At 63.1% G+C, this 22,458-nt stretch carries 20 protein-coding genes; 8 read left to right on the top strand and 12 right to left on the bottom strand.

Features of this window, described 5'->3' with window-relative positions; translation table 11 throughout:
• Window positions 1–2 precede the first annotated feature (2 nt).
• The 4 genes from EUB48_RS01555 to EUB48_RS01570 form a co-directional block, all read right to left on the bottom strand.
• Entirely contained in the window at window positions 3–314 is a 312-nt protein-coding gene (locus tag EUB48_RS01555) for a metal-sulfur cluster assembly factor (protein WP_210411681.1), read from the bottom strand.
• Window positions 311–835 carry a DUF2249 domain-containing protein gene (locus EUB48_RS01560; RefSeq protein ID WP_142817274.1) on the bottom strand — a complete coding sequence of 175 codons (525 nt, stop codon included), beginning with the start codon at window positions 833–835 and terminating at the stop codon, window positions 311–313. The genes EUB48_RS01555 and EUB48_RS01560 overlap by 4 nt, the downstream gene beginning before the upstream one ends.
• A gap of 1 nt (window position 836) precedes the next feature.
• Window positions 837–2,252: a hypothetical protein gene (locus EUB48_RS01565; RefSeq protein ID WP_142817276.1), complete on the bottom strand. Its 1,416-nt coding sequence runs from the start codon at window positions 2,250–2,252 to the stop codon at window positions 837–839.
• A 171-nt stretch (window positions 2,253–2,423) separates the two neighbouring features.
• A complete protein-coding gene (locus EUB48_RS01570; protein ID WP_142817278.1) occupies window positions 2,424–3,368 on the bottom strand; it encodes a LysR family transcriptional regulator in 945 nt (314 codons plus the stop codon).
• Window positions 3,369–3,500: 132 nt separating this feature from the next.
• On the opposite strand from EUB48_RS01570, the gene aptA reads away from it, so the two are divergent.
• The gene (gene aptA / locus EUB48_RS01575) at window positions 3,501–4,859 is read left to right on the top strand and encodes an omega-aminotransferase AptA (RefSeq protein ID WP_142817280.1); all 1,359 of its coding nucleotides are present in this window, start codon (window positions 3,501–3,503) and stop codon (window positions 4,857–4,859) included.
• A gap of 74 nt (window positions 4,860–4,933) precedes the next feature.
• A complete protein-coding gene (locus EUB48_RS01580) occupies window positions 4,934–6,451 on the top strand; it encodes a CoA-acylating methylmalonate-semialdehyde dehydrogenase (protein ID WP_142817282.1) in 1,518 nt (505 codons plus the stop codon).
• A 6-nt stretch (window positions 6,452–6,457) separates the two neighbouring features.
• Here EUB48_RS01580 and EUB48_RS01585 read toward each other — a convergent pair whose 3' ends face one another.
• On the bottom strand, window positions 6,458–7,192 hold the full coding sequence (locus EUB48_RS01585; protein ID WP_142817284.1) for a TetR family transcriptional regulator C-terminal domain-containing protein: 735 nt from the start codon (window positions 7,190–7,192) through the stop codon (window positions 6,458–6,460).
• 156 nt (window positions 7,193–7,348) lie between these two features.
• Here EUB48_RS01585 and EUB48_RS01590 point away from each other — a divergent pair, with 156 nt between their 5' ends.
• The 5 genes from EUB48_RS01590 to EUB48_RS01610 all read left to right on the top strand — a co-directional run bounded on the left by EUB48_RS01590 (window position 7,349) and on the right by EUB48_RS01610 (window position 14,380).
• Complete coding sequence (locus EUB48_RS01590) at window positions 7,349–8,695, top strand: NAD(P)-dependent oxidoreductase (protein WP_142817286.1); 1,347 nt, start codon at window positions 7,349–7,351, stop codon at window positions 8,693–8,695.
• A 63-nt stretch (window positions 8,696–8,758) separates the two neighbouring features.
• A complete protein-coding gene (gene preA, locus EUB48_RS01595; protein WP_142817288.1) occupies window positions 8,759–10,066 on the top strand; it encodes an NAD-dependent dihydropyrimidine dehydrogenase subunit PreA in 1,308 nt (435 codons plus the stop codon).
• A gap of 118 nt (window positions 10,067–10,184) precedes the next feature.
• Window positions 10,185–11,657, top strand: a complete 1,473-nt coding sequence (locus EUB48_RS01600) for an NCS1 family nucleobase:cation symporter-1 (RefSeq protein WP_142817290.1) — start codon at window positions 10,185–10,187, stop codon at window positions 11,655–11,657.
• A gap of 32 nt (window positions 11,658–11,689) precedes the next feature.
• Window positions 11,690–13,099, top strand: a complete 1,410-nt coding sequence (hydA, locus tag EUB48_RS01605; protein ID WP_142817292.1) for a dihydropyrimidinase — start codon at window positions 11,690–11,692, stop codon at window positions 13,097–13,099.
• A gap of 24 nt (window positions 13,100–13,123) precedes the next feature.
• A complete protein-coding gene (locus EUB48_RS01610; protein ID WP_142817294.1) occupies window positions 13,124–14,380 on the top strand; it encodes a Zn-dependent hydrolase in 1,257 nt (418 codons plus the stop codon).
• A gap of 3 nt (window positions 14,381–14,383) precedes the next feature.
• On the opposite strand, the gene EUB48_RS01615 is transcribed toward EUB48_RS01610, so the two are convergent.
• From EUB48_RS01615 to EUB48_RS01635, 5 genes are all read right to left on the bottom strand, one after another.
• Window positions 14,384–15,139 carry a sulfite exporter TauE/SafE family protein gene (locus tag EUB48_RS01615; protein WP_142817296.1) on the bottom strand — a complete coding sequence of 252 codons (756 nt, stop codon included), beginning with the start codon at window positions 15,137–15,139 and terminating at the stop codon, window positions 14,384–14,386.
• An 84-nt stretch (window positions 15,140–15,223) separates the two neighbouring features.
• A complete protein-coding gene (locus tag EUB48_RS01620; RefSeq protein ID WP_142817298.1) occupies window positions 15,224–15,925 on the bottom strand; it encodes an ABC transporter ATP-binding protein in 702 nt (233 codons plus the stop codon).
• On the bottom strand, window positions 15,918–16,679 hold the full coding sequence (locus EUB48_RS01625) for an ABC transporter ATP-binding protein (RefSeq protein WP_142817300.1): 762 nt from the start codon (window positions 16,677–16,679) through the stop codon (window positions 15,918–15,920). Before EUB48_RS01625 ends, EUB48_RS01620 begins: the two co-directional genes overlap by 8 nt.
• The gene (locus EUB48_RS01630) at window positions 16,676–17,683 is read right to left on the bottom strand and encodes a branched-chain amino acid ABC transporter permease (RefSeq protein WP_142817302.1); all 1,008 of its coding nucleotides are present in this window, start codon (window positions 17,681–17,683) and stop codon (window positions 16,676–16,678) included. Before EUB48_RS01630 ends, EUB48_RS01625 begins: the two co-directional genes overlap by 4 nt.
• On the bottom strand, window positions 17,680–18,546 hold the full coding sequence (locus EUB48_RS01635) for a branched-chain amino acid ABC transporter permease (protein ID WP_142817304.1): 867 nt from the start codon (window positions 18,544–18,546) through the stop codon (window positions 17,680–17,682). The genes EUB48_RS01630 and EUB48_RS01635 overlap by 4 nt, the downstream gene beginning before the upstream one ends.
• Window positions 18,547–18,654: 108 nt before the next feature.
• On the opposite strand from EUB48_RS01635, the gene EUB48_RS01640 reads away from it, so the two are divergent.
• Window positions 18,655–19,824 carry an ABC transporter substrate-binding protein gene (locus EUB48_RS01640; protein ID WP_244618298.1) on the top strand — a complete coding sequence of 390 codons (1,170 nt, stop codon included), beginning with the start codon at window positions 18,655–18,657 and terminating at the stop codon, window positions 19,822–19,824.
• Between the two features lie 17 nt (window positions 19,825–19,841).
• Here the strand turns inward: EUB48_RS01640 and EUB48_RS01645 are convergent, their stop codons facing one another.
• Entirely contained in the window at window positions 19,842–20,183 is a 342-nt protein-coding gene (locus EUB48_RS01645; RefSeq protein WP_244618299.1) for a hypothetical protein, read from the bottom strand.
• A gap of 113 nt (window positions 20,184–20,296) precedes the next feature.
• A complete protein-coding gene (locus EUB48_RS01650) occupies window positions 20,297–22,423 on the bottom strand; it encodes an ATP-dependent helicase (RefSeq protein WP_142817308.1) in 2,127 nt (708 codons plus the stop codon).
• Window positions 22,424–22,458: the final 35 nt, after the last annotated feature.

The raw sequence follows: 22,458 nt of genomic DNA on the forward strand, positions 1-22,458 counted from the left end.
GCTCATTCCTGCTCGATGCCAAAGTGCTCCTTGGCCTGCGGACTCATTGCCTGTGGACTCCAGCGTGGATCCCAGACCAGGTTGATCTCGACTTCGTCCACGCCTTCCATGTCTTCCAGGCGCTGCTTCACGCCCCCCTGGATCATGTCCGAGGCCGGACATCCCGGGGTCGTCATCGTCATGATGACCACCGCCAGGCGGTCGATCAACTCGACCTCGTAGACCAGGCCGAGATCGACGATGTTGTAGCCGAGTTCGGGGTCGAACACATCCTTCAGTGCCTCCCGCATTTCGTCGCTGGTGGGTCCGCTCACGATGCACTTCCGCAACGAATCAGGACCCGATATTCGCTGGCGCCGGTTTTCTCGCAATGGGCCTGATGACCGCGCGTTTGCAGTTCCGGATACAGCAGCAGCGGATCCCGGTCATACAAACCCTCCAGCACTTCGCCAGGGGTCATGTTCTCCAGCGTCTCCAGCGTGATGACCATGGGCTCTGGCGGCATCATGCCGCGGTTGTCGAGCGAGTGGCTCGGCGCGGGCCACGCGCTGGCGTCGTCCTGACCCGGCCTGGCAACCGCAGCGGCCGGCTCCGGCGCAGCAGCGCCTTCGGGTTTGAAGACAATCTCCCAATCGCCCTTGCCCAGTTCTTTCTCGCAATGGGCATAACCCTTTTTTTGCATCACCGAAAACAGCGGCACCGGCTTGAAGGTCGCCAGCAGGCGCAAGCCCTGGCCACTCTCAAGCTTTGCCACCGCCTTCATGATTTCCGGAAAAGGTTCGCCGCCGTTGCGCAAAATCGGGCGCACATCGAGTGTCAGCAGTGAAGCGGTCATGTCATTCTCCTTGAATGGGGTGGGAAGGGGAGGAAGCCAGGGTTGCCGCGGCGGCGGCCATGGGCGACGGCGTCTTCGGCTTACCCGGCGGCGACGGCATGCCGGGTGGCCGCACCAGGCTGGACTTGGTATTCGGGTCCGGGTGGCGCGCGCGCCAGAGCTCGATCGTGATCAGAACGGTGGCCACCAGCTGCAGGGCCGCAGCGATTTTCCACAGCACCGGCTGAGCGCACGCGAGGGCGGCGCTGGCCAACACCGTGGCCGCGAAATACAGCGCAAAACCCGGCCTGGCGCGGCGTTCGTTGACCAGATCCTGGACGCGCGGCACCGGGCCCTTGCCGAGCCGTTTGCCGAACACTTCGAGCCAAGTGAGAAACGGAACAATCTTGTACAGCTGGCTCAGCCCTAGTCCGCTCAAGCCGCCGAACACAAACAGATAGCCGATCGCGCCGGCAAACCGGCCCAGCACGCCCCATGCCATGGCCAGTGCGGCCAGCACCAGTGCCAGCGCGATCAGGGTCAGCGCCGCCGCCGCTGTCACGCTGTTCAACTCCAGCTGGCGCCGTTTGCGAGCGCGGTAGAACTCGATGATGTCGGCCAGGTAACAAATGACGCCAAGGCCCGCCAGCGTCGCACCGAGTGCCTCGACCCAGCCCACCGCCATGCCGCCCCAGAGCCCGGCCAGTCCGCCAGCCACCAGCAAGGTCAGGCCGCCTACGGTCAGTACCAGCGCTGCATAGGTGCTGCGGCGTGGCTCGTCGGGCGCCAGCATGAACATTGATAGCAAACGGTAGCTGACGCCCATCACCGTCAACGTGAACCAGCCGCCCAGGCCGACCGCGACGTGCAGACTCAGGCCACGCCCGGTCAGGTCCAGCAGGAAAGCGGGGGGTCGTGGCAGTGCAAACGCAAGGGCAAAGCCCAGGCCGATCAGGCCGGTCAATAACAGGAATACCAGGCTGAAGGCCACGAAGTCGGCCGGTAGCGGCAGTGGGCGCGCGCGCCACAATGTGGCCGCGAGATTGATGGCCCCCAGCACGAAACCGGTCAGCACCAGGCTACCGCCGATCGGCAGCCAGACGGTGGCGAGGAAAGGCGTGCCGCCCAGGGCCACGAAGCCGGCCAGCATCGCCACCAGACCGGGCGCGATCGCCAGTAGCGAATACAACGGCAGGCGCTGGCTGTACAGCGTTGTGTTGGTGATGACCGGGACAAACTGATACAGCGCCCCCAACATCAGAAGGCTCAACCAGCCGATCGTGATCAGGTGCACTCCGGCCAGCGTGGCCGGGGCACGCAACCCCGCCAACGGGTCGGCATAGCCGGCGACCAGCAACACCTCAGCGGCCAAAAGGGCGGTGATGGCGCACCCGAAATGCACCATCGTCCAGCGTGACACCTTCGATCCGATCGACATTGACACAGTCGCTCTAGCTTCGTTTTAAAAGATATATTTTAAATATAGTTTTATGTGCATGTAAAAGATTTTGTGCAATCTCAACACCGTGCTCGATGTCTTTCAGCGTCGCACGTGGGCGAAGCGAGGCCCGGGATTTCGCCGGTGGGTGGGCGAGACAAAACCCATTTGCTATGCGCTGGCGTGCGCTTTGACCAGGCACTCATGAAACGCCTGCGCCGCCCGCGACGGCTGCGGAGAGCGCCGAACCAGGCTCACAAAACGGCATGGGTAGCGGAACAGGGCGGGCTGTACGACCCGCATCTGCCCGCGCCGCTCGAACGCCTCGGCGTAGTGGTCTGGCAGAAAACCCAGAAACTTCCCCGAGAGGATCAGTGTTGCAATGGCTTCCTGGTCAAACCCCGTGGCCTTGCGCGGCAATCGTGCGCTGTGGCTCAACGCCATGTTGGGCGAGTGGTAACCAAGGCCCGCAAAATGATAGGCGCGCAGCCCATCCCAGGTCAGTAGCCCATGGCTGGCGCCAAACAGCGGGTGCCGCGCGCCGCAGTACAGCAGCATCGTCTCGTTGAACAGCTCGGCATAAAGCAGACTGTGCGAATGGCGGTGAACCGGAATGATGCCGACGTTGTAAGTACCATCGATCACGCCGCGCTCAATCGCATTGATCGAGGCAACATGCATCTGCAGGCCCACTTCGGGCGCACGCTCCGTGAACAGGGCAATCGCCTCGCCAATGCGGGCCTGCGGGTTGCTGGCCGTCTTGTCAAACACCGCTACCGCCAACTGACCACCCATGCGGGAATGGATATCGTCGATGCTGTTGCGAAAGCCCTCGACCGAAGCCAGCAGGCGCAGGGTTTCGTCATACACACGCTGGCCCTCGGGGGTGAGCGCGAAACCGGCGCGGCCACGGCGACACAGCACCAGGCCCAGCCGCGTCTCCAGGTCCTTCACGTGGCGACTGACGGTGGAAATGCCGATGTTCAGTTCCAGTTCCGCTGCGGCCATCCCGCCGCAATCCGCCACGCTCTTGAAGACTTGCAGCAGCCGCAGGTCCATGTCGCTCAATTGACCCAATACGGCCCGCTTCTTGGGGTCTGGCTGAATTACTTGCATAAATCCCCAAGTAAACGTTGATATTGTGTCATTTTAGAGGTTAATAAAACTCTCCAAAATGCAATCACTAACTCGCAAAATGTCTTGCGAGGGGCTCAATGGTTCCTTGATTTCAAACTCTGGAGAAAGCACATGACCTTCGCTCACGTTGACGAACCCACACCGGCGACTGCACCCCGCATGGACGCGGCCTGGCTGGAGGCGCACTGGATGCCCTACACGGCCAACCGCGAGTTCAAGGCCAACCCGCGCATGGTCGTGCAGGCCAGTGGCGCCTACCTAACCGATGCCGAGGGCCGCAAGATATTTGACGGCCTCTCCGGTCTGTGGTGCACGGGCTTGGGCCATGGCCGGCGCGAAATCACCGAGGCCGTGAGTCGCCAGGTGGCCAAGCTTGACTACGCGCCCGCCTTCCAGTTTGGGCATCCGTTGTCGTTCGAACTGGCCAATAAGATCAAGGCGTTGACGCCGGACGGGCTCGACTACGTGTTCTTCACCAACTCGGGCTCGGAGGCGGCCGACACCTCGCTCAAGATGGCACGTGCCTATTGGCGTGCCAAGGGACAGGCCGGCAAAACCCGCCTCATCGGACGCGAAAAGGGCTACCACGGCGTGAACTTTGGCGGCGTCTCAGTAGGCGGCATCGCGGGCAACCGCAAGCTGTTTGGCCAGGGCGTGGAGGCCGACCATCTCCCCCACACGCAGCCACCGCTCGGCTCCTTCCATCGCGGCATGCCGCCAACCGGCGCCGAGCTGGCCGACCGCCTGCTTGATGTGATTGCGCTGCATGACGCCTCCAACATCGCCGCCGTGATCGTCGAGCCGTTCTCGGGCTCGGCCGGCGTGGTGATTCCGCCAGTGGGGTACCTGCAACGCCTGCGCGAGATCTGCACCGCCAACAACATCCTGCTGATTTTCGACGAGGTCATCACCGGTTTTGGCCGCGCTGGCGCCTGGACCGGCGCCGAGGCTTTTGGCGTGGTACCCGACATCATGAACATCGCCAAGCAGGTGACCAATGGCGCGCAACCCCTGGGCGCCGTGATTGCCACCAAAAACATCTACGACACCTTCATGGACGCGGGCGGTCCGGAATACCTGGTCGAATTTCCGCACGGCTACACCTACTCGGCCCACCCGGTGGCCTGCGCTGCCGGCGTGGCCGCGCTCGATGTGCTGCAGAAGGAAGACATGATCGGCCGCGTCAAGGCGCTGGTGCCGCATTTCGAGGCTGCTGTGCACAGCCTGAAGGGAGTGAAACACGTGGCCGACATCCGCAACTTCGGTCTGGCGGCCGGCTTCACCATCGCATCGCTGCCCGGCGAGCCCGCCCGCCGTCCCTACGAGATTGCGATGAACTGCTGGAAGAAAGGCTTCTATGTGCGCTACGGCGGCGACACCATCCAACTGGCGCCACCTTTCATCAGCGAGAAAGCCGAGATCGACCGGCTGATCAATGCGCTGGGTGATGCCCTGGCCGAAACCGCCTGAATCAGGTGCTCCTTTATTGATAGCGACAGGCGCTTGCCTCATAAGCGCTTGCAGCACTTTTTACCTCAAATACCATGAAGAACGAGAAGAACGTCACAGCCACCATCGGCCACTTTATCGACGGCCGGCACGTCCTTGATACCGCGCGGACCCAGCCGGTGTTCGATCCCGCCACCGGCCTGTCGCACAAGAGCGTGGCGCTGGCCAGCAAGGCTACGGTGGAGCAGGCCATCGCCTCGGCACAGGCGGCCTTCCCGGCCTGGCGCAACACGCCGCCGCTCAAGCGCGCACGCGTCATGAGCCGTCTCAAGATACTGCTGGAAGAAAACGCCGATCAGATCGCCGCGCTCATCACTGCCGAGCACGGCAAGGTGCTGTCCGACGCGCATGGCGAAGTGCAGCGCGGCATCGAGAATGTGGAGTACGCCAGTTATGCGCCCGAGTTGCTCAAGGGCGAGCACAGTCGCAATGTGGGGCCTTCCATCGACACGTGGAGCGAGTTCCAGGCGCTGGGCGTGTGCGCGGGCATCACGCCCTTCAACTTCCCCGCGATGGTGCCGCTGTGGATGTGGCCCATGGCCGTGGCCTGCGGCAATACCTTTGTACTCAAGCCCTCGGAGCGCGACCCGTCGTCGGTGCTGCGGATCGCCGAGTTGGCACTGCAGGCGGGCCTGCCCCCCGGCGTGCTCAACGTGGTGAATGGCGACAAGGAGGCGGTGGACACGCTGTTGACCGACCCACGCGTCAAGGCCGTGAGCTTCGTTGGTTCCACCCCCATCGCCGCATCCATCTACGCCACCGGCTGCGCCCACGGCAAGCGCGTGCAGGCCCTGGGCGGTGCCAAGAACCACGCCATCGTCATGTCCGACGCTGACATCGACAATGCCGTCAGTGCGCTGATGGGCGCGGCGTTCGGTTCGTGCGGCGAGCGTTGCATGGCGATTCCGCTGGTACTGGCCGTAGGCGACGTGGCCGCCGACGCCGTGATCGCCGGCCTGAAGGCCGAGATGGCGCAAATGAGGGTTGGTCCGGGCACCAACAACGCCAACCATATGGGCCCGCTGGTCACGCAGCAGCACTTTGAGAAGGTGAAGGGCTATGTGGACCAGGGCGTGGCTGAAGGTGCCACGCTGGTAGTCGATGGCCGTGGCCTGCAAGTCGCCGGCCATGAGAAGGGTTACTTTCTTGGCGCCTGCCTGTTCGACAACGTGAAGCCCGGCATGCGCATTTACCAGGAAGAAATTTTTGGCCCGGTGCTCGGCGTGGTGCGCGTGAAAACGCTGCAGGAAGCCATGGACCTGATCGATGCTCACGAGTACGGCAACGGCACCTGCATCTTCACACGCGATGGTGAGGCGGCGCGCTACTTCAGCGATCACATCGAAGTCGGCATGGTCGGCATCAACGTGCCGTTGCCGGTGCCGGTGGCCTACCACTCATTCGGTGGCTGGAAGCGCAGCCTGTTCGGTGACCTGGGCGCGTACGGTCCCGACGCCATGCGTTTCTATACCAAGCGCAAGACCATCACGCAGCGCTGGCCCTCGGCAGGCGTGCGTGAAGGAGCGGTGTTCAATTTCCCATCCCATCGGTAAATCACACTAGGCAGTCTGCTTCTGTGGCCTGAGCGCCGGGGGTTTCCCGCGACCTTTGGTGGGCCGATCCAAGGCGCGCCCCTGAGGTTCGTCCAGCGGGGGTGTGATTAAAACGGTCCGCAGGACCATGTCGACAATGAGGGATTCGGCCGCCTGAAAATCCTGGGCTTCCAGCCCTGGTTTTTCCAATACCAGGCTGATCTGGCTGGCCCAGTCAGCGTACACCTGCGTCGACGCCCACAACAAAATCATCAGGTGCCTGCCGTCCAGGGGGCGGCACAGGCCCTGCTCGGCCCACTTGTTGAAGATGGCGACGTCGGCCTGAAGCACAGGGACCACGCGCTCGGCAATCTCCGCTAAAAAAATGGGTGCGCCCGAGATCACTTCATTCGCGTACACACGTGAATCGTCTGGGTGCTCTCGGGAAAACCGCAATTTACCTGCGATGTACTCGCGCAGCGCCTGTTCCGGGTCGTCCGGGCGCTGGCTCAGGGCCTCCATGTATGACAGCCAGACATCCAGCACGCCATGCAGGACGCGCCGGTAAAGCTCTTCCTTGCTTGGAAAGTAGTACAGCAGGTTTTGTTTGGAGGCTCCCACTTCACGGGCAATGTGGTCCAGCGAAACTCCTCCGAAGCCGCGTTGGGCAAACAGGCGCTTTGCGGCGGCAAGTATGTCCTGCTCCAACTGCTCACGGGCAGGACTGTATTTCACGGCTTTCGCCCCAGCCACTTTTTTCATGTCGGATTTCCAGTTGTTTTTTTTGGTTCAGGGAGGGTTTTTACCAATTGGTAAAACCTGCATTTTTGCACTTAATCAGTCCCTCGATCACATGCGTCGCCAACCAATTTTTCCGGACTCCCCGTTGATCAACCCGTTGCACCTGGAAAGCTGAATATGCAGATTGATTCTTCCACACCCGGTGTCCATCCGGCACGCTTGCCCCTCAATCAATACGATCACAATTTTTGTGATTCACATGCCTCACTGAATCTGGCGCAAGCCAAAATTGAGGCAGACCGGTGCTACTACTGCTTCGACGCGCCGTGCCAGACTGCCTGCCCGACAGGCATCGATGTTCCCGGTTTCATTCGCCGGATCGCGGACGACAACATCCGTGGATCGGCCGATCTCATCCTGAGTGCCAACCCTCTGGGCGGAATATGTGCACGCGTTTGCCCGACCGAAGTGTTGTGCGAGCAGGCGTGCGTGCGCAATACCGGCGAAGACAAACCTGTCGAGATTGGTCTGTTGCAACGCTACGCAACCGACAAATTTTTCGAGATGCGGGGCGCACCCTTGTTCACACGCGCCGCGTCCACAGGCCGCAAGGTGGCCGTGGTGGGCGCTGGCCCCGCCGGGCTGGCCTGCGCGCACGGCCTTGCGCGCCTGGGGCACGACGTCGTGCTGATGGATGCCAACCCCAAATTGGGGGGGCTCAATGAATACGGCCTGGCCACCTACAAAACTACCAACGGTTTTGCTCAAAAGGAAATCGACTGGCTGCTGTCCATCGGTGGTATTGAAGTGCGAAACAACACCCGCTTGGGAACCAACGTTCAGCTGGATACTTTGACACGTGAGTTTGATGCCGTATTTTTGGGGCTGGGCCTGGCCGGGGTGAATGCCATCGGCATTGAAGAGCCCCAGGCGGCCGGCGTGCGTGACGCCGTCGAATTCATCGCCGAACTGCGCCAGGCACGTGCCTATTCCACCGTGCCCGTCGGCCGCAAAGTCGTTGTGGTGGGCGGTGGCATGACGGCCGTGGATGCGGCTGTACAGTCAAAAAAACTGGGTGCGCAGAGCGTCACCATCGTCTACCGGCGGGGTTCTGCCGATATGTCGGCCTCGGGTTATGAGCAGGACTGGGCGCAGAAAAACGGGGTTCATATCCGTCATTGGGCAACGCCCAAAGCGCTGCTGGCCGAGAGCGGGCGCATCACCGGCGTGCAATTTGGCTACACCCGGGTGGAGGGCGGCAAATTGCTGGAGACGGGTGAGCTCTTTACGCTGGAGGCTGACATTGTCTTGAAAGCGATTGGGCAAAGCTTTGTTGCACAGCCGCTGGGCAGTACCCTGGAACTCAGGCAAGGCCGGATTGTCACGGACGATGAAGGCCGCACGTCAAACGCCAAGGTGTGGGCGGGTGGCGACTGCCGGCTGGGTGGACGCGACCTGACCGTTGAAGCGGTAGAGCACGGCAAAGTGGCGGCTCAGTCCATTCATGCAGCGCTCAGTGCCTGAACCGACGGCCTGTCCGCAGCACAACACCAGAAGTCCCACGCACAGAGACGACGGAGCATCAACATGGCAAACCTGAACACCGAATTTTTAGGTATCAAGAGTCCCAACCCCTTCTGGCTGGCGTCTGCGCCCCCCACCGACAAGGAATACAACGTGGTACGGGCGTTCGAGGCCGGTTGGGGCGGCGTGGTGTGGAAAACGGTGGGGCAGGATCCCCACGTCGTGAACGTTTATGGTCCGCGGTATTCGGCCCTTCTCAATGGGGATCGACGCGTCATCGGTTTCAACAATATCGAGCTGATCTCCGACCGGCCGTTGCAGACCAACCTGGACGAGATTAAACGCGTGAAGCGCGCGTGGCCCGACCGGGCGATGATCGTGTCGATCATGGTGCCCTGCGAAGAGGAGGCATGGAAGCAAATTCTGCCCAGAGTGGAAGACACAGGCTGTGATGGTATCGAGCTGAACTTCGGTTGCCCGCACGGCATGAGCGAGCGCGGCATGGGCGCCTCGGTCGGCCAGGTGCCCGAATACATTGAAATGGTGGCGCGCTGGTGCAAGACTTACACTCGCCTGCCAGTGATCGTGAAGCTGACGCCCAACATCACCGACGTGCGTTACCCGGCGCGCGCCGCCAAGCAGGGTGGCGCGGACGCGGTATCGCTGATCAACACCATCAACTCGATCATGGGGGTCGATCTGGACACCATGACCATGGTTCCGAGCGTGGGTAAACAGGGGTCGCATGGTGGTTACTGCGGCACGGCCGTGAAACCGATCGCCTTGAACATGGTGACCGAGATCGCACGCGATGCACAAACCGCCGGACTCCCAATTTCGGGTATCGGTGGTATTTCCACCTGGCGCGATGCGGCGGAGTTCATTGCCATGGGCTGCGGAACCGTGCAGGTTTGCACGGCCGCCATGGTCTACGGATTCAGGATCATCGAAGACCTCTGCGATGGTTTGTCGAACTTCATGGATGAACGGGGTTACGCCAATGTGGGCGACATGGTGGGCAAAGCCGTGCCCAGCGTCACGGGCTGGAGCAGCCTCAACATGAATCACATTGAAAAGGCTGTGATCAACCAGGATTCCTGCATCCAGTGTGGCCGCTGCCACGTGGTGTGCGAAGACACGTCCCACCAGGCGATTACCGCCACCAAGGACGGTAAGCGCCATTTCGAGATCAAGGAAGACGAATGCGTTGGATGCAATTTGTGCGTGTCGATTTGTCCTGTGCCCAACACCATCACCATGCGCACCCTGAAGCCGGGTGAGATCGATCTGCGTTCCGGCATGCCGGTTCCGGGCGAGTACGCCAACTGGACCGTCCATCCCAACAATCCAATGAGTTCGGCTTGCGCCTGATCCAAGAAGCAGGTGGCACAAAACAGAGGAAGAACAACAGTCAGAGGGGGAAAACGTCAGTTCACTACGAAGCGAACGTTTCATTCAATTGATGGAGAGACACATTGTGAGAAATAACATGTCAAGTAATACACAGCTCTGGAACGAAGATTTAGCACCGACCACCGCGGCCCAACGCACCTGGCGCTGGTATCACTTTGCCTCGCTCTGGGTCGGGATGGTGATGTGCATTCCCGCCTACACGCTGGCGGCCAGCCTGATCGACAGCGGCATGTCGGGCACTCAGGCGGTCTGGACCGTCTTTCTCGCGAATGCCATCGTGCTGCTGCCGATGCTCCTGATCGGCCATGCCGGCACGAAATTCGGCATCCCTTACGCAGTCCTGGCCCGCTCTTCGTTCGGTACCACGGGCGCCCGATTGCCCGCTTTGATGCGCGCGATCGTGGCCTGCGGCTGGTACGGTATCCAGACCTGGTTTGGCGGCGAGATGATCTACACCCTGCTCGGCGTGCTGCTGGGCCATCCACTGGGCGGCGACAAGATCGCGGGGCTCGGCATCAATGGCGGCCAGGTGGTGTGCTTTCTCGCGTTCTGGGCCATCCAGTTCTGGTACATCGTGCACGGGATGGATTCGATCCGCAAACTCGAAACCTACACCGCGCCGCTGAAAATCCTGATCTGTTTTGTCCTGCTGGGCTGGATCTACAACAAGGTCGGCGGCTTCGGCCCGCTGCTCCATCAACCCTCGCAATTCGTCGAAGGCGGCAAGAAGGCGGGCCAGTTCTGGGTTGTGTTCTGGCCCTCGCTGACGGCCATGGTCGGCTTCTGGGCCACGCTCGCGCTCAACATCCCCGACTTCACGCGCTTCGCCAAGACGCAGCGCGACCAGGTGCTGGGCCAGTCGATCGGCCTGCCGGTGCCGATGGGACTTCTGGCGATGCTGGCCGTGATCGTTACCTCGGGCACCGTCGTTCTGTACGGCAAGGCCATCTGGGACCCTGTCGATCTGGCCAGCCGCATGACCGGTGCCGCCGTCTTGATCGCGCTGATCATCTTGCTGATCGATACCGTCAGCGTGAACCTGGCGGCCAACCTGGTGGGACCGGCCTACGATTTCTCCTCGCTCGCACCCAAACAGATTTCGTACAAAGTTGGGGGCTACATCACGGCTTCAATCGCGCTCGTGATGATGCCGTGGAAGGTGCTCGAATCGACCCAAGGCTATATTTTCACGTGGCTGATCGGCTACTCCGCGCTGCTCGGACCGATCGCCGGCATCCTGATCGTCGACTACTACCTGATTCGCAAGACCAATCTCGATGTCGATCAGCTGTATCGCGACGACGGTAAATATTCCTATGGGAACGGCTGGAACAATGCCGCGATCGTCGCTTTCATCATCGGCGTGCTGCCCAACATCCCCGGATTTCTGAATGCCGCCTTCCCTGCTGCCTTTCCCGATGTAGGGGCTGGCTTCAAGACGATCTACACCTACGCGTGGTTCGTCGGGATCGCCATTTCCGCCCTCGTGTATGGCGTGCTGATGAAAGGCAAAGTGCAGCCCGTCATCAGTGTGCCAGTGCAGCGCTAGGCGGGCGGATCAATCTCATCCAGGAGAAGTCAATGACAACCATTGTTCGCGGCGGCACTGTCGTCAATGCAGATCGCTCGTTTCGTGCCGACGTTCTTTGCCATGAAGGCAAGATCGTTGCAGTCGGTGAAAACCTCGATACGCCGGCCCATGCGCAAGTGATCGACGCCGGCGGTCAATACGTGATGCCGGGCGGGATCGATCCGCATACCCACATGCAATTGCCCTTCATGGGAACCGTCACGGCCGATGATTTCTTTACCGGCACGGCGGCGGGGCTGGCTGGCGGCACGACCACGATCATGGATTTCGTCATCCCGAACCCGCAGCAATCGCTGCTCGAGGCGTATCACACCTGGCGTGGTTGGGCGAAAAAAGCGGCCGGCGACTACACCTTCCACGTTGCCGTGACCTGGTGGAACGAGACCGTGCATGCCGACATGGGCACGCTCGTGCGCGAGCACGGTGTCAACAGCTTCAAGCACTTCATGGCGTACAAAAACGCCATCATGGCGGATGACGAGCTCCTCATCAAAAGCTTTGCGCGCGCTCTCGAACTGGGAGCCATACCGACCGTCCACGCCGAAAACGGCGAGCTCGTGTTCCAGCTGCAGCAAGAGCTCCTCAAAAAAGGCATCACAGGTCCGGTGGCCCATCCGTTGTCGCGTCCGCCAGCCGTGGAAGCCGAGGCCGCCAATCGCGCGATCGCCATCGCCAATGTCATGAACACGCCGGTCTACATCGTCCACGTCTCGTGTGCCGAATCGCTCGAAGCCATCACGCGCGCGCGCGCCAAGGGCCAGCGCGTCTACGGCGAAGCCCTGGCCGGCCACCTGGTGATTGACGACAGCGTCTATCGCAGCAACGACCTCGAATTCGCGGCAGCCCACGTGATGAGCCCGCCGTTTCGCGGCAAACACCACCAGGCTGCGTTGTGGCAGGGGCTGCAAGGCGGCAATCTGCAGACAACGGCAACCGATCACTGCACGTTCTGCGCCGAGCAAAAAGCGACCGGGTACGACGACTTCACGAAGATTCCGAACGGCTGCGGCGGTGTCGAAGACCGCATGGCCATCGTGTGGAATGCCGGCGTCAATACCGGGAAACTGACGCCGTCGGAATTCGTTCGCGTGACGTCGGCCAACGCCGCGCAAATCTTCAATATGTACCCACGCAAGGGGGTCGTCGCCGTCGGCGCCGACGCCGATCTGGTGGTCTGGGACCCCGAGGGGACACGTACCATCTCGGCCAAAACGCAGTTCGCGAAAGGCGGCTTCAACGTCTTCGAAGGACGCACCGTGCGCGGCATCCCGACCCATACGCTCGCGGCCGGCAAGCTCGTCTTCCAGCGCGGCGAACTGCGGGCGGTGGAGGGTGCCGGTCGCCATGTCGATCGCCCCGCGTTCAGCCCATTCATTGGTGCCGCCATGCAGCGCGCCTGATCATCATCTTCAACGGAGTATTCCATGAGCTTGCAAACTGCCCACAACGTGGACGCCCTGCGCGTCGATGGAGACCGCCTTTGGCAGTCGCTGATGGAGCTGGCGAAAATTGGCGCCACCCCCAAAGGAGGCGTGTGCCGCCTGACCCTCACCGACCTCGACAAGCAGGGCCGTGACCTGGTCATCCGCTGGGCCAGGGAGGCTGGCATGACGGTCACTATCGACAAGATCGGTAACGGCTTCATGCGTCGCGCCGGGCGCAACAACAGTTTGCCACCCATCGTGACCGGCAGTCACATCGACACCCAGCCGACCGGTGGCAAGTTCGACGGCAACTACGGTGTGCTGGCCGGCCTCGAAGTGGTGCGCACCTTGAACGATCGGGGCATCGAGACCGAAGCCCCGATTGAAGTGGCCTTCTGGACCAACGAAGAAGGCTCGCGCTTTGTGCCGGTCATGATGGGCTCGGGCGTATTCGCCAAGGCCTTCACGCTGGAGCACGCCTACGCCGCGCGTGACACCGAGGGCAAGTCGGTGAAGGAGGAATTGACGCGCATCGGCTACATCGGTGAACAGGAGCCGGGCAACCATCCCATTGGCGCGTACTTCGAAACCCACATCGAGCAGGGCCCGGTGCTCGAAGACAACGACAAGACCATAGGCGTGGTGCAGGGCGTGCTGGGCATCCGCTGGTTTGACTGCACCGTCACCGGCATGGAAGCGCATGCCGGCCCGACCCCCATGGCCCTGCGCAAGGATGCCATGCAGGTGGCCACCCACCTGATGCAGGAAGTGGTGGCGGCCGCGCTGCGCCACGCGCCGCATGGCCGCGGCACCGTGGGCATGGTGCATGTGCATCCCAACAGCCGCAACGTGATTCCGGGCCGCGTGAAGTTCTCCATCGATCTGCGCAACAGCACCGACGCGCTGGTGGACCAGATGGCCGATGAGGTCAAGGCCCATGCGGCCAAACTCGGCAAGGACACGGGCCTGGATATCCAGATCGAACTGGTGTCCAGCTACCCGGCACAAGGCTTCCATGCCGACTGCATCGACGCCGTGGCGCGTGCTGCCCAAAAACTGGGTTACTCCAACATGCCCGCGGTCTCAGGCGCCGGTCACGACGCGGTCTACATGGCCAAGCTGGCGCCCAGCGGCATGATCTTCATCCCCTGCAAAGACGGCATCAGCCACAACGAGATTGAGGACGCCAAGCCCGAGCACATCACCGCCGGTTGCAACGTGCTACTGCACGCGATGTTGGAGCGGGCGGGCACATAAGCGCTACCGCAGAAACAGCCAGATTGTCAGCACGATGCCGACCAGCACAACCAGCTTGCGCATCAGTTTCTCCGGCAGGCGGTGCACCAGCCAGTTGCCGACAAAGGCACCGCCGATGCCGCCGATGGCCAGCGCCAGCGCGGCGAGCCAGTCCACCTGGCTGGAGAAGACGAACAGGACGACCGCCGAGGCGTTCATCGCCATCGCCAGGATGTTCTTGGTAGCGGTGGCCATGCGCACCTGCTGGCCGGCGAGCGTCAGGGCCGCGAGCATCAAAAAGCCGATGCCACCGCCGAAGTAACCGCCGTAAACGCCGATCAGGAATTGCGCCGCAGCCAGCAGTTTCAGGGGAATGGCATGCCCCCCATCGGACGACTTCTTGCGAAAGCTGCCCCAGGCGAAGACGGCGGTGGCGAACAGCACCAGCCAGGGCACCAGACGCGCAAAAAAGGTGGCCGGGGTTTCCAGCAGCAGCACGGCGCCGACGATGCCGCCCGCCACGCTGAGGCCGAACAGCTTGCCCAGGCTCATCCCTTCCACGCCGCCGGCCAGTCTGCGCCCCGCAAGGGATGACGTGATCTGGTTCGGGAACAGGGCGACGGTGGAAGTGATGTTGGCCGCCAGCGGGTTGAGTCCGGCCAGCAGCAGAGCGGGAAAAGTAATGAAGGAGCCGCCGCCGGCCAGGGTGTTCTGGGTGCCGGCGTAAAGCCCGGCCAAAGCGATCAGCAACAACAGGGAAAGATCGTGATGTGCAAGCATGTTGTGTCTGAGTGGGGAATGAATGAAGTCGACAGCACGGGCTGCGCAATGGATATCGGCGCGGCCAGGGGCGCTGCCGCCCCGTCAGGCCACGGCCACCAGGCGGTCCAGCGTCTGTGCGTCGTCCAGCAGGCTCTGGCTGCTTGACGCATGCACGATGCGGCCGCGATCGAGCACGATGGCACGCCGGGTCAGCGACAGGGCCAGCCGCGCGTGCTGTTCGACCACGATGACCGACAGACCCTCGTGGCTGATCAGGCGCTGCAGCACGCGCATCAGCTCCTGCACGATGATCGGCGCCAGGCCTTCCATGGGCTCGTCGAGCAACAGCAGGCGCGGGTTGGTGATCAGCGCCCGCGCAATGGCCAGCATCTGTTGCTCGCCGCCCGAGAGCTGGTTGCCCATGTTGGCGCGGCGTTCCTGCAGGCGCGGAAAAACCTCGTACAGGCGCGCCAGGTTCCAGGGGCCCGGGCGCGCCACCACGGTCAGATGCTCCTCGACCGTCAACGAGGGAAACATGAAGCGCTCCTGCGGCACCCAGCCCAGGCCGGCATGCGCGCGCCGGTAGGTGGGCACGCGCGCGATGTTGTTGTCGCACCAGCGGATCGTGCCGCCATGTACCTGCGTCAGGCCCATCAGCGTGACCAGCAGCGTGGATTTGCCGACGCCGTTGCGGCCCAGCAGCGCCAGGCTGTCGCCCTCCTGCAGCGCGAACGACACACCGTCCAGCACCACCGACTCGCCGTAGCCGGCGCTCACGTTGTCGAGCGCGAGCAGTTCAGGCATGTTCGGCCTCGCCCAGATAGACTTCTTTCACACGCTGGTCGGCGGCAATCTCGGCCGGTGTGCCTTCGGTTAGCACGCGGCCGCCCACCAGCACGGTGATGCGTTCGGCAAAGCGGAACACCAGTCCCATGTCATGCTCGATAAACACGATGGTGACGTCGCGCGGCAATTGCGCGATGACTTCGAACAGCTCGGCGCTCTCCCCGGAGGGAATGCCGGCGGCCGGCTCGTCGAGCAGCAAAATTCGGGGTCGGGTCGCCAGCGCCAGGGCGATTTCCACCAGCCGCTGCTTGCCGTAGGGCAGGCTGTGCGTGACGGTGCCGGCATCGGGACTCAGCTTGAGCGAGGCTAGCAGCGCCATCGCCTCGTCGATCACCACGTGCTGGCGTGCCACGGTCTGGTACCAGCGGTACTGCAGGCCCCGGTGCTCGCAAATCGCCAGCGCGATCGACTCCAGCACGGTCAGTCCGGCAAACAGCGTGTTGATCTGGAACGTGCGGGTCATGCCGCGTTTGACGCGCTGGTGCTGCGCCAGAGCGGTGATGTTCTGGTCCCCGAGAAAAACCTGCCCACTGGTGGGCGCCAAGGCGCCGGTCAGCAGGTTGATGAAGGTGGTTTTGCCGGCGCCGTTCGGCCCGATCAGCGCGTGGCGCGCGCCCGGCGCAAAGCTCAGCGAGACATCGCTGTTGGCCTTGAAGTCGCCCCACTGCTTCGATAGACCCTGGGTGCGCAGCTCGAACGGTACGGCGCTCATGGAGGTTGCCTCGTGGCTGGCGCAGGCCGGCTCAGGCGCTGCCGGATCTTGTCCAGGCCGCCCAGAATGCCGCCGCGCGCGAACAGCACAATCACCACCAGCAGCAGGCCGAGCCAGAACTGCCAGTAGACCGGATTGAGATCTGAAATGTAGCTCTGCGCCAGCATGAACACGGCGGCCCCCACCAGTGCGCCATACAGCCGCCCGGCGCCGCCGAGCACCAGCATGATCAGCAAATCGGCCGAGCGCGAAAAGCCCAGGGTGTCGAGGCCGACGAACTGCGTGGTCTGGGCCAGCAGGGCGCCCGCCACGCCCGCCACCGCCGCCCCCACTGTGAACACCACGCTCAGTCGCTGCGGCACGTTGGCACCGATGGCGGGCATGCGCTTGCCGCCTTCGCGAATGCCGGTCAGGCTCAGGCCGAACGGCGAGTTCACCAGCCGGCGCAGCACGACGAACAGCACAAACAGCACGATCAGGCTGTACCAGTAGGCGGTCTTGCCGTACAGGTCGAACCCGAACACGCCGAGCACCTTGCCCGCCACGATGCCCGATAGCCCGTCCACGCCGCCGGTGAGAGAGGTCGCCTTGTTGGCCGCCTCGAACAGCATCAGGCTGATGCCCAGCGTCACCATCAGGCGCGTCAGGTCCTGCCCGGGCACCACCAGAAAACTCGTCAAAAACCCGAACAGCGCCGCCAGCGCGGCGGCGGCCAGCAGGCCCAGCAGCGGCTCGGTCCAGCCATGCGCCGCGAGCAGGCCGGCGGTGTAGGCACCGAGCCCGAAAAAGGCCGCGTGGCCCAGCGAGACGATGCCGGCGTAGCCAAGGATCAGGTCCAGCGAGAGGGCAAACAGGCCAATGATCAGGGTCTGGCTCATCAGCGACAGGTAGCCGGGGAACAAAAAATAGGCGGCCACCGGGGCCAGCCAGAACACGATCTCCAGCGGCTGCCAGCGATCATTCGGCAACGGCGGCCGCGGCGGATGGAGCCAGCGCGGCATCATGAGCGCTTGCCGATGAGGCCGGCCGGAAACAGCACCAGCAGCAGCACCATCAGGCCGTAGATGATGAAGGAGCCGATGGCGGGCACATAGTATTTGCCCGCCACGTCGCAGACACCCAGGATCAGTGCCGCAAGCAACGGCCCCTTGATGGTGCTGGCGCCGCCGACCACGACCACCAGCAGAAAATAAACCATGTACTTGATCGGAAAACTCGGATCGAGCCCCAGCACGTCCAAGCCCAGTCCGCCGCCCAGCCCGGCCAGGCCCGAGCCGAGCGCGAACGTGAGGCTGAAGACCCGGCTCACGTTGATGCCCAGCCCGGCCGAGGCCTGCTGGTTGTCGACCGAGGCCCGGATTTGCGCGCCGAAGCGGGTACGTTCCACCAAGGCCCGCAGCGCCAGCGTGATGAGCACGACGATACCGATCAGGAAAAGGCGGTACACGCCCACGTCAACGCCCAGCAGCGAGACCTGGCCGAGCAGATAGCCGGGCAACTGCATCGGCTGCTGCGATGAGCCCCAGACGTAGGTGGCAGCCGCCACCGAGATGAAGGTGAGGCCGATGGAGAACAGCACCTGGTCGAGGGGACTGGCCTGATACAGCCGGCGGTACAGCAGACGCTCCAGCACCAGCCCGGCCAGCGCGCTGGCAATGAAGGCCAGCGGCAGTGTCAGCAGGAACGGCAGGCCCAGGCTGTTCATGGCCATCACGCACACATAGCCGCCCAGCATCGCGAAGGCGCCATGCGCAAGGTTGACGAAGTTCATCAGCCCCATCGTGATGGACAGCCCGACGCTGATCAGAAACAGCAGGCTGCCGTAGGCAACGCCGTCGAACAGGACGCCAATGAAGTGACTCAGCATGGACCGTTGCGCTCGCCCGGGGTTGTGGTTTGATGTCGAAACAGATTGTACGTATGATTAATAACTGACTGGCACCGCGCCACGCACCTAATCCCAAGGAGACATCGAATGAATTTCACGAAGCACCTGCTGGCCGCCGCGATGGTGGCTGGCATGATGACGGCGACCCAGGCGGCAGAGCCCCTGAAGATTGGCATGATCCTGCCCATGTCGGGACCCTTCGCCGACTACGGCAAGCAGATCGAGCACGGCGCCAAGCTGTACCTGCAGGAACACAACAACCAGTTGAGCGGTCGGCCCGTCGAGATCGTGCTCAAGAACGACGACCCTGGCACCTCGGGCGAGATCGACAAGCGCCTGGCACAAGACCTGGTGATCCGCGACAAGGTCGATATCCTGGCCGGCTTTGCGCTGACCCCGTCGGGGCTGGCCGTCGCACCGATCGCGACCGAGGCGAAGAAGCCGATGGTCATCATGAATGCCGCCACCTCGATCATCACGACCAAGTCCGACAACATCGTGCGCGTTTCGATGACGCTGCCGCAGACCACGGCGCCGATTGCGACCTGGGCCGCGAAGAACGGCATCAAGAAGGTCTACGTGCTGGTGGCCGACTACGGCCCCGGCTACGACGCCGAGGCGCAGTTCAGGAAGACCTTCACGGCCGCGGGGGGCGAGATCATCGGCGATGTGCGTACCCCGGTGAAGAGTCCGGACCTGGCCCCGTACCTGCAAAAAATCAAGGACGCCAAGCCGGATGCCGTGTTCCTGTTCCTGCCGCCCGGGGCGCAGACCATTGCCTTCATGAAGGGCTTCTACGAGCGCGGCCTGGACAAGGCCGGCATCAAGATCATTGCGACCGGTGATCTGACCGACGAGGACCTGCTCAATGCCATGGGCGACAACGCGCTGGGCATCATTACCTCCTTCCATTACTCGGAAGATCACAAGTCGCCCGAAAACAAGGCCTATGTGTCGGCCTACTACAAGGCCTACCCGAAGGACCGGCCCAACTTCATGTCGGTGGGCGGCTATGACGGCATGCACCTGATCGACCTGGCCCTGAAGAAAACCGGCGGTAATGCCGATGTGACCAAGTTCATCGACGCCGCCAAGGGTCTGAAGTGGGTCAGCCCGCGCGGCCCGGTCATGATCGACCCCGCCACGCGCGACATCGTGCAGACCCTGTACATCCGAAAGGTCGAAAAGGTGGACGGCAAGCTGCAGAACGTGGAGTTTGACCAGATCCCCGACTTCAAGGATCCGGGCAAGCCGTAACGGCGGCTACTAGCGGGTTATTGCCAGCCCGCCTGCTTGCGCAGGATGAAGTCATGCTCGGTGGGGTCGGATATGTTCTTCCACACCCCGCGAATTTCCCGGCCGCACGAGCCTTCCACGATCTGGCCGGTCCAGGTGGCCGTGATGGTTTTACCGTCGCTCGATTCCTCCAGGGTGAAGACCCCGTTGTCCACGTCGCCGGCCACCTGGCCCGTGCCGGTGTCGCGCGTGATCGTGCCGCTCAGGCTCTCGCTGAACTCGGGGTTGCGCTGCAGATTCAGGGTGGCCTGCCGGGGCGGGATGTCAGGGCCTGCATCCACTTGCGCCTGCCACGGGCCGAACAGGCGTGCGTTGCTCACGTCGGCCGCTGCGGGGCAGGTGGCGGCCCCCTGCAAATTTGTATTGTTTTGGGCTGTAGCCCCCGTCGCTATTGCGCAAGACGCTATAAAAAGCAGAGTAACCCGGGCGTGCATCATGATCCGGCCTGCGCGGCGGCAGCGGCCGAATCCAGCGCTTTTTTCGCGAACTCGGCGCGCAGCGCCTTGAGCTTTTCGCGCGGGTCTTCGCGCGTGGTGGTTTTATCGAGCGCCATCTCGGCGATGAAGCGGCTGGGCTGCGCGGCGATCATTTCGCGGCCCTTCTTGCGGCGCCGGGTCCAGCTCACCGCCAGGCTGCGCTGCGCGCGCGTGATGCCCACGTACATCAGGCGCCGCTCTTCCTGCAGGCGCTCGAGCAGGCCTTCCGACATGGGACCGTCGGCGCGGCCGGTCGGGTTCGCGTCGTCGCCGAGCTTGAACGGCAGCAGGCCCTCGGTCACGCCGACCAGCATCACATGCGGCCACTCCAGGCCCTTGGCCGCGTGCAGGGTGGAGAGCGTCACGACGTTCTGGTCGGTCTCGCGCTCTTGAATAGTCGACAGCAGCGAGATGGTCTGCGCCACCTCGAGCAGGTTCTTGATTTCGCTCGATGTACCGGCGCCGCTCGCATCGTCGATCTGGCCACCGCAGCGCGCGGCCATCCAGTCGCAGAACTCCTGCACATTGGTCCAGCGCGTGGCCGCGAGTTTTTCGCTCTCTTCACCGTCGTACAGGTGCTTCTCGTAATCGATGACTTTGAGCCATTCCGCCAGAAAGGCGCGCGCGTCTTCAAAGCCGTTGGTGTGGCGCGCGCGGAACTCAAGATCGTTCACGTAGCGACCGAATTCATGCAGGCTGCCCACCGCGCGGGTGGAGAGCGCGCTGCCCAGACTGTTGGAAAACAGCGCCTCGAACAGGCTCAGCTTGTACTGGCCGGCGAAGGTGCCCAGGCTCGCCAGCGTGGTGTGGCCGATGCCGCGCTTGGGGCTGGTCACGGCGCGCAAAAACGCCGGGTCGTCGTCGTTGTTGACCCACAGGCGGAACCAGGCGCACAGGTCCTTGATTTCGGCGCGGTCGAAAAAGCTCTGCCCGCCCGATACCTTGTACGGGATCTGCGCGCGGCGCAGCGCCTGCTCGAACACCCGGGCCTGGTGGTTCGCGCGGTACAGCACGGCGAAGTCGCGCAGCTCCGGCATGTGCGCCGATGGACTGGAGAGGTCACCTCCGGTGCCCGCGCGCAGGCTCTGGATGCGCGCCACCGCGCGCTCGGCCTCGTGCGCCTCGTTGTCGGCATCCACCACGCGCACCGGCTCGCCTTCGCCCAGGTCGCTCCACAGGTTTTTCGGGAACAGCTTGGGATTCGGCCCGATCACGTTGTTGGCCGCGCGCAGGATGGCGCCGGTCGAGCGGTAGTTTTGCTCGAGCTTGATGACCTTGAGCGTGGGGAAGTCGAGCGGGAGCTTTTTCAGGTTGTCCAGCGTTGCGCCGCGCCAGCCGTAGATGCTCTGGTCGTCGTCGCCGACGGCGGTGAAGCGGCCCCGGCCGCCCACCAGGTATTTGAGCACTTCATACTGCGTGGCGTTCGTGTCCTGGTACTCGTCCACCAGCACATGGCCCAGCAGCCCTTGCCACTTGGCCCTTACCTGCTCATGATTTTGGAGCAGCTTGAGCGGCAGGCCGATCAGGTCGTCGAAGTCCACGCTCTGGTAGGCGACCAGGCGCTCCTCGTAGCGCGCCATGATGCGGGCCGTGATGCGTTCGTTGTCATCTTTGGCCTGCGCCTCGGCCTGCGCCGCGTTCAGCCCCATGTTCTTCCACAGGCTGATGGTCCACTGCCACTGGCGCGCCGTGGCGGCATCGGTGCTGCCGCCGCAGTCCTTCAGGATGCTGGTCACGTCGTCGCCGTCGAGGATGCTGAACTGCGGTTTCAAGCCCAGCGCCGCGCCGTCCTGGCGCAGCATGCGCACGCCCAAGGCGTGGAAAGTGCAGACCAGCACCTCCTTCGCGGCCCGGCCGATCAGCCCCTTCACACGCTCGCGCATCTCGGTCGCGGCCTTGTTGGTGAAGGTGATGGCGGCAATGCGCTTGGGCTCGAGTCCGGCCTGGATCAGGCGGCCGATCTTGTGCGTGATCACGCGTGTCTTGCCCGAACCCGCGCCGGCCAGCACCAGGCAGGGGCCGTGCAGGTAGTTGACGGCTTCTTGCTGGGCCAGGTTCAGGCCGGTGGACGGGGAGGCGGACATGCGGGGAGACTTCGGGGCGGTGCGCAGGGAGAGCG

The organism is Rhodoferax sediminis, from assembly GCF_006970865.1.
GTDB lineage: Bacteria > Pseudomonadota > Gammaproteobacteria > Burkholderiales > Burkholderiaceae_C > Rhodoferax_A > Rhodoferax_A sediminis.

Coding starts and splice junctions, on each gene's coding strand:
- hydA (WP_142817292.1), top strand. CDS start 11,690: ATGACAACCATTGTTCGCGGCGGCACTGTCGTCAATGCAGATCGCTCG.
- EUB48_RS01590 (WP_142817286.1), top strand. CDS start 7,349: ATGCAGATTGATTCTTCCACACCCGGTGTCCATCCGGCACGCTTGCCC.
- EUB48_RS01640 (WP_244618298.1), top strand. CDS start 18,655: ATGAATTTCACGAAGCACCTGCTGGCCGCCGCGATGGTGGCTGGCATG.
- EUB48_RS01560 (WP_142817274.1), bottom strand. CDS start 835: ATGACCGCTTCACTGCTGACACTCGATGTGCGCCCGATTTTGCGCAAC.
- EUB48_RS01580 (WP_142817282.1), top strand. CDS start 4,934: ATGAAGAACGAGAAGAACGTCACAGCCACCATCGGCCACTTTATCGAC.
- EUB48_RS01625 (WP_142817300.1), bottom strand. CDS start 16,679: ATGAGCGCCGTACCGTTCGAGCTGCGCACCCAGGGTCTATCGAAGCAG.
- EUB48_RS01585 (WP_142817284.1), bottom strand. CDS start 7,192: ATGAAAAAAGTGGCTGGGGCGAAAGCCGTGAAATACAGTCCTGCCCGT.
- EUB48_RS01635 (WP_142817304.1), bottom strand. CDS start 18,546: ATGCTGAGTCACTTCATTGGCGTCCTGTTCGACGGCGTTGCCTACGGC.
- EUB48_RS01650 (WP_142817308.1), bottom strand. CDS start 22,423: ATGTCCGCCTCCCCGTCCACCGGCCTGAACCTGGCCCAGCAAGAAGCC.
- aptA (WP_142817280.1), top strand. CDS start 3,501: ATGACCTTCGCTCACGTTGACGAACCCACACCGGCGACTGCACCCCGC.
- preA (WP_142817288.1), top strand. CDS start 8,759: ATGGCAAACCTGAACACCGAATTTTTAGGTATCAAGAGTCCCAACCCC.
- EUB48_RS01610 (WP_142817294.1), top strand. CDS start 13,124: ATGAGCTTGCAAACTGCCCACAACGTGGACGCCCTGCGCGTCGATGGA.
- EUB48_RS01565 (WP_142817276.1), bottom strand. CDS start 2,252: ATGTCGATCGGATCGAAGGTGTCACGCTGGACGATGGTGCATTTCGGG.
- EUB48_RS01615 (WP_142817296.1), bottom strand. CDS start 15,139: ATGCTTGCACATCACGATCTTTCCCTGTTGTTGCTGATCGCTTTGGCC.
- EUB48_RS01620 (WP_142817298.1), bottom strand. CDS start 15,925: ATGCCTGAACTGCTCGCGCTCGACAACGTGAGCGCCGGCTACGGCGAG.
- EUB48_RS01600 (WP_142817290.1), top strand. CDS start 10,185: ATGTCAAGTAATACACAGCTCTGGAACGAAGATTTAGCACCGACCACC.
- EUB48_RS01570 (WP_142817278.1), bottom strand. CDS start 3,368: ATGCAAGTAATTCAGCCAGACCCCAAGAAGCGGGCCGTATTGGGTCAA.
- EUB48_RS01630 (WP_142817302.1), bottom strand. CDS start 17,683: ATGATGCCGCGCTGGCTCCATCCGCCGCGGCCGCCGTTGCCGAATGAT.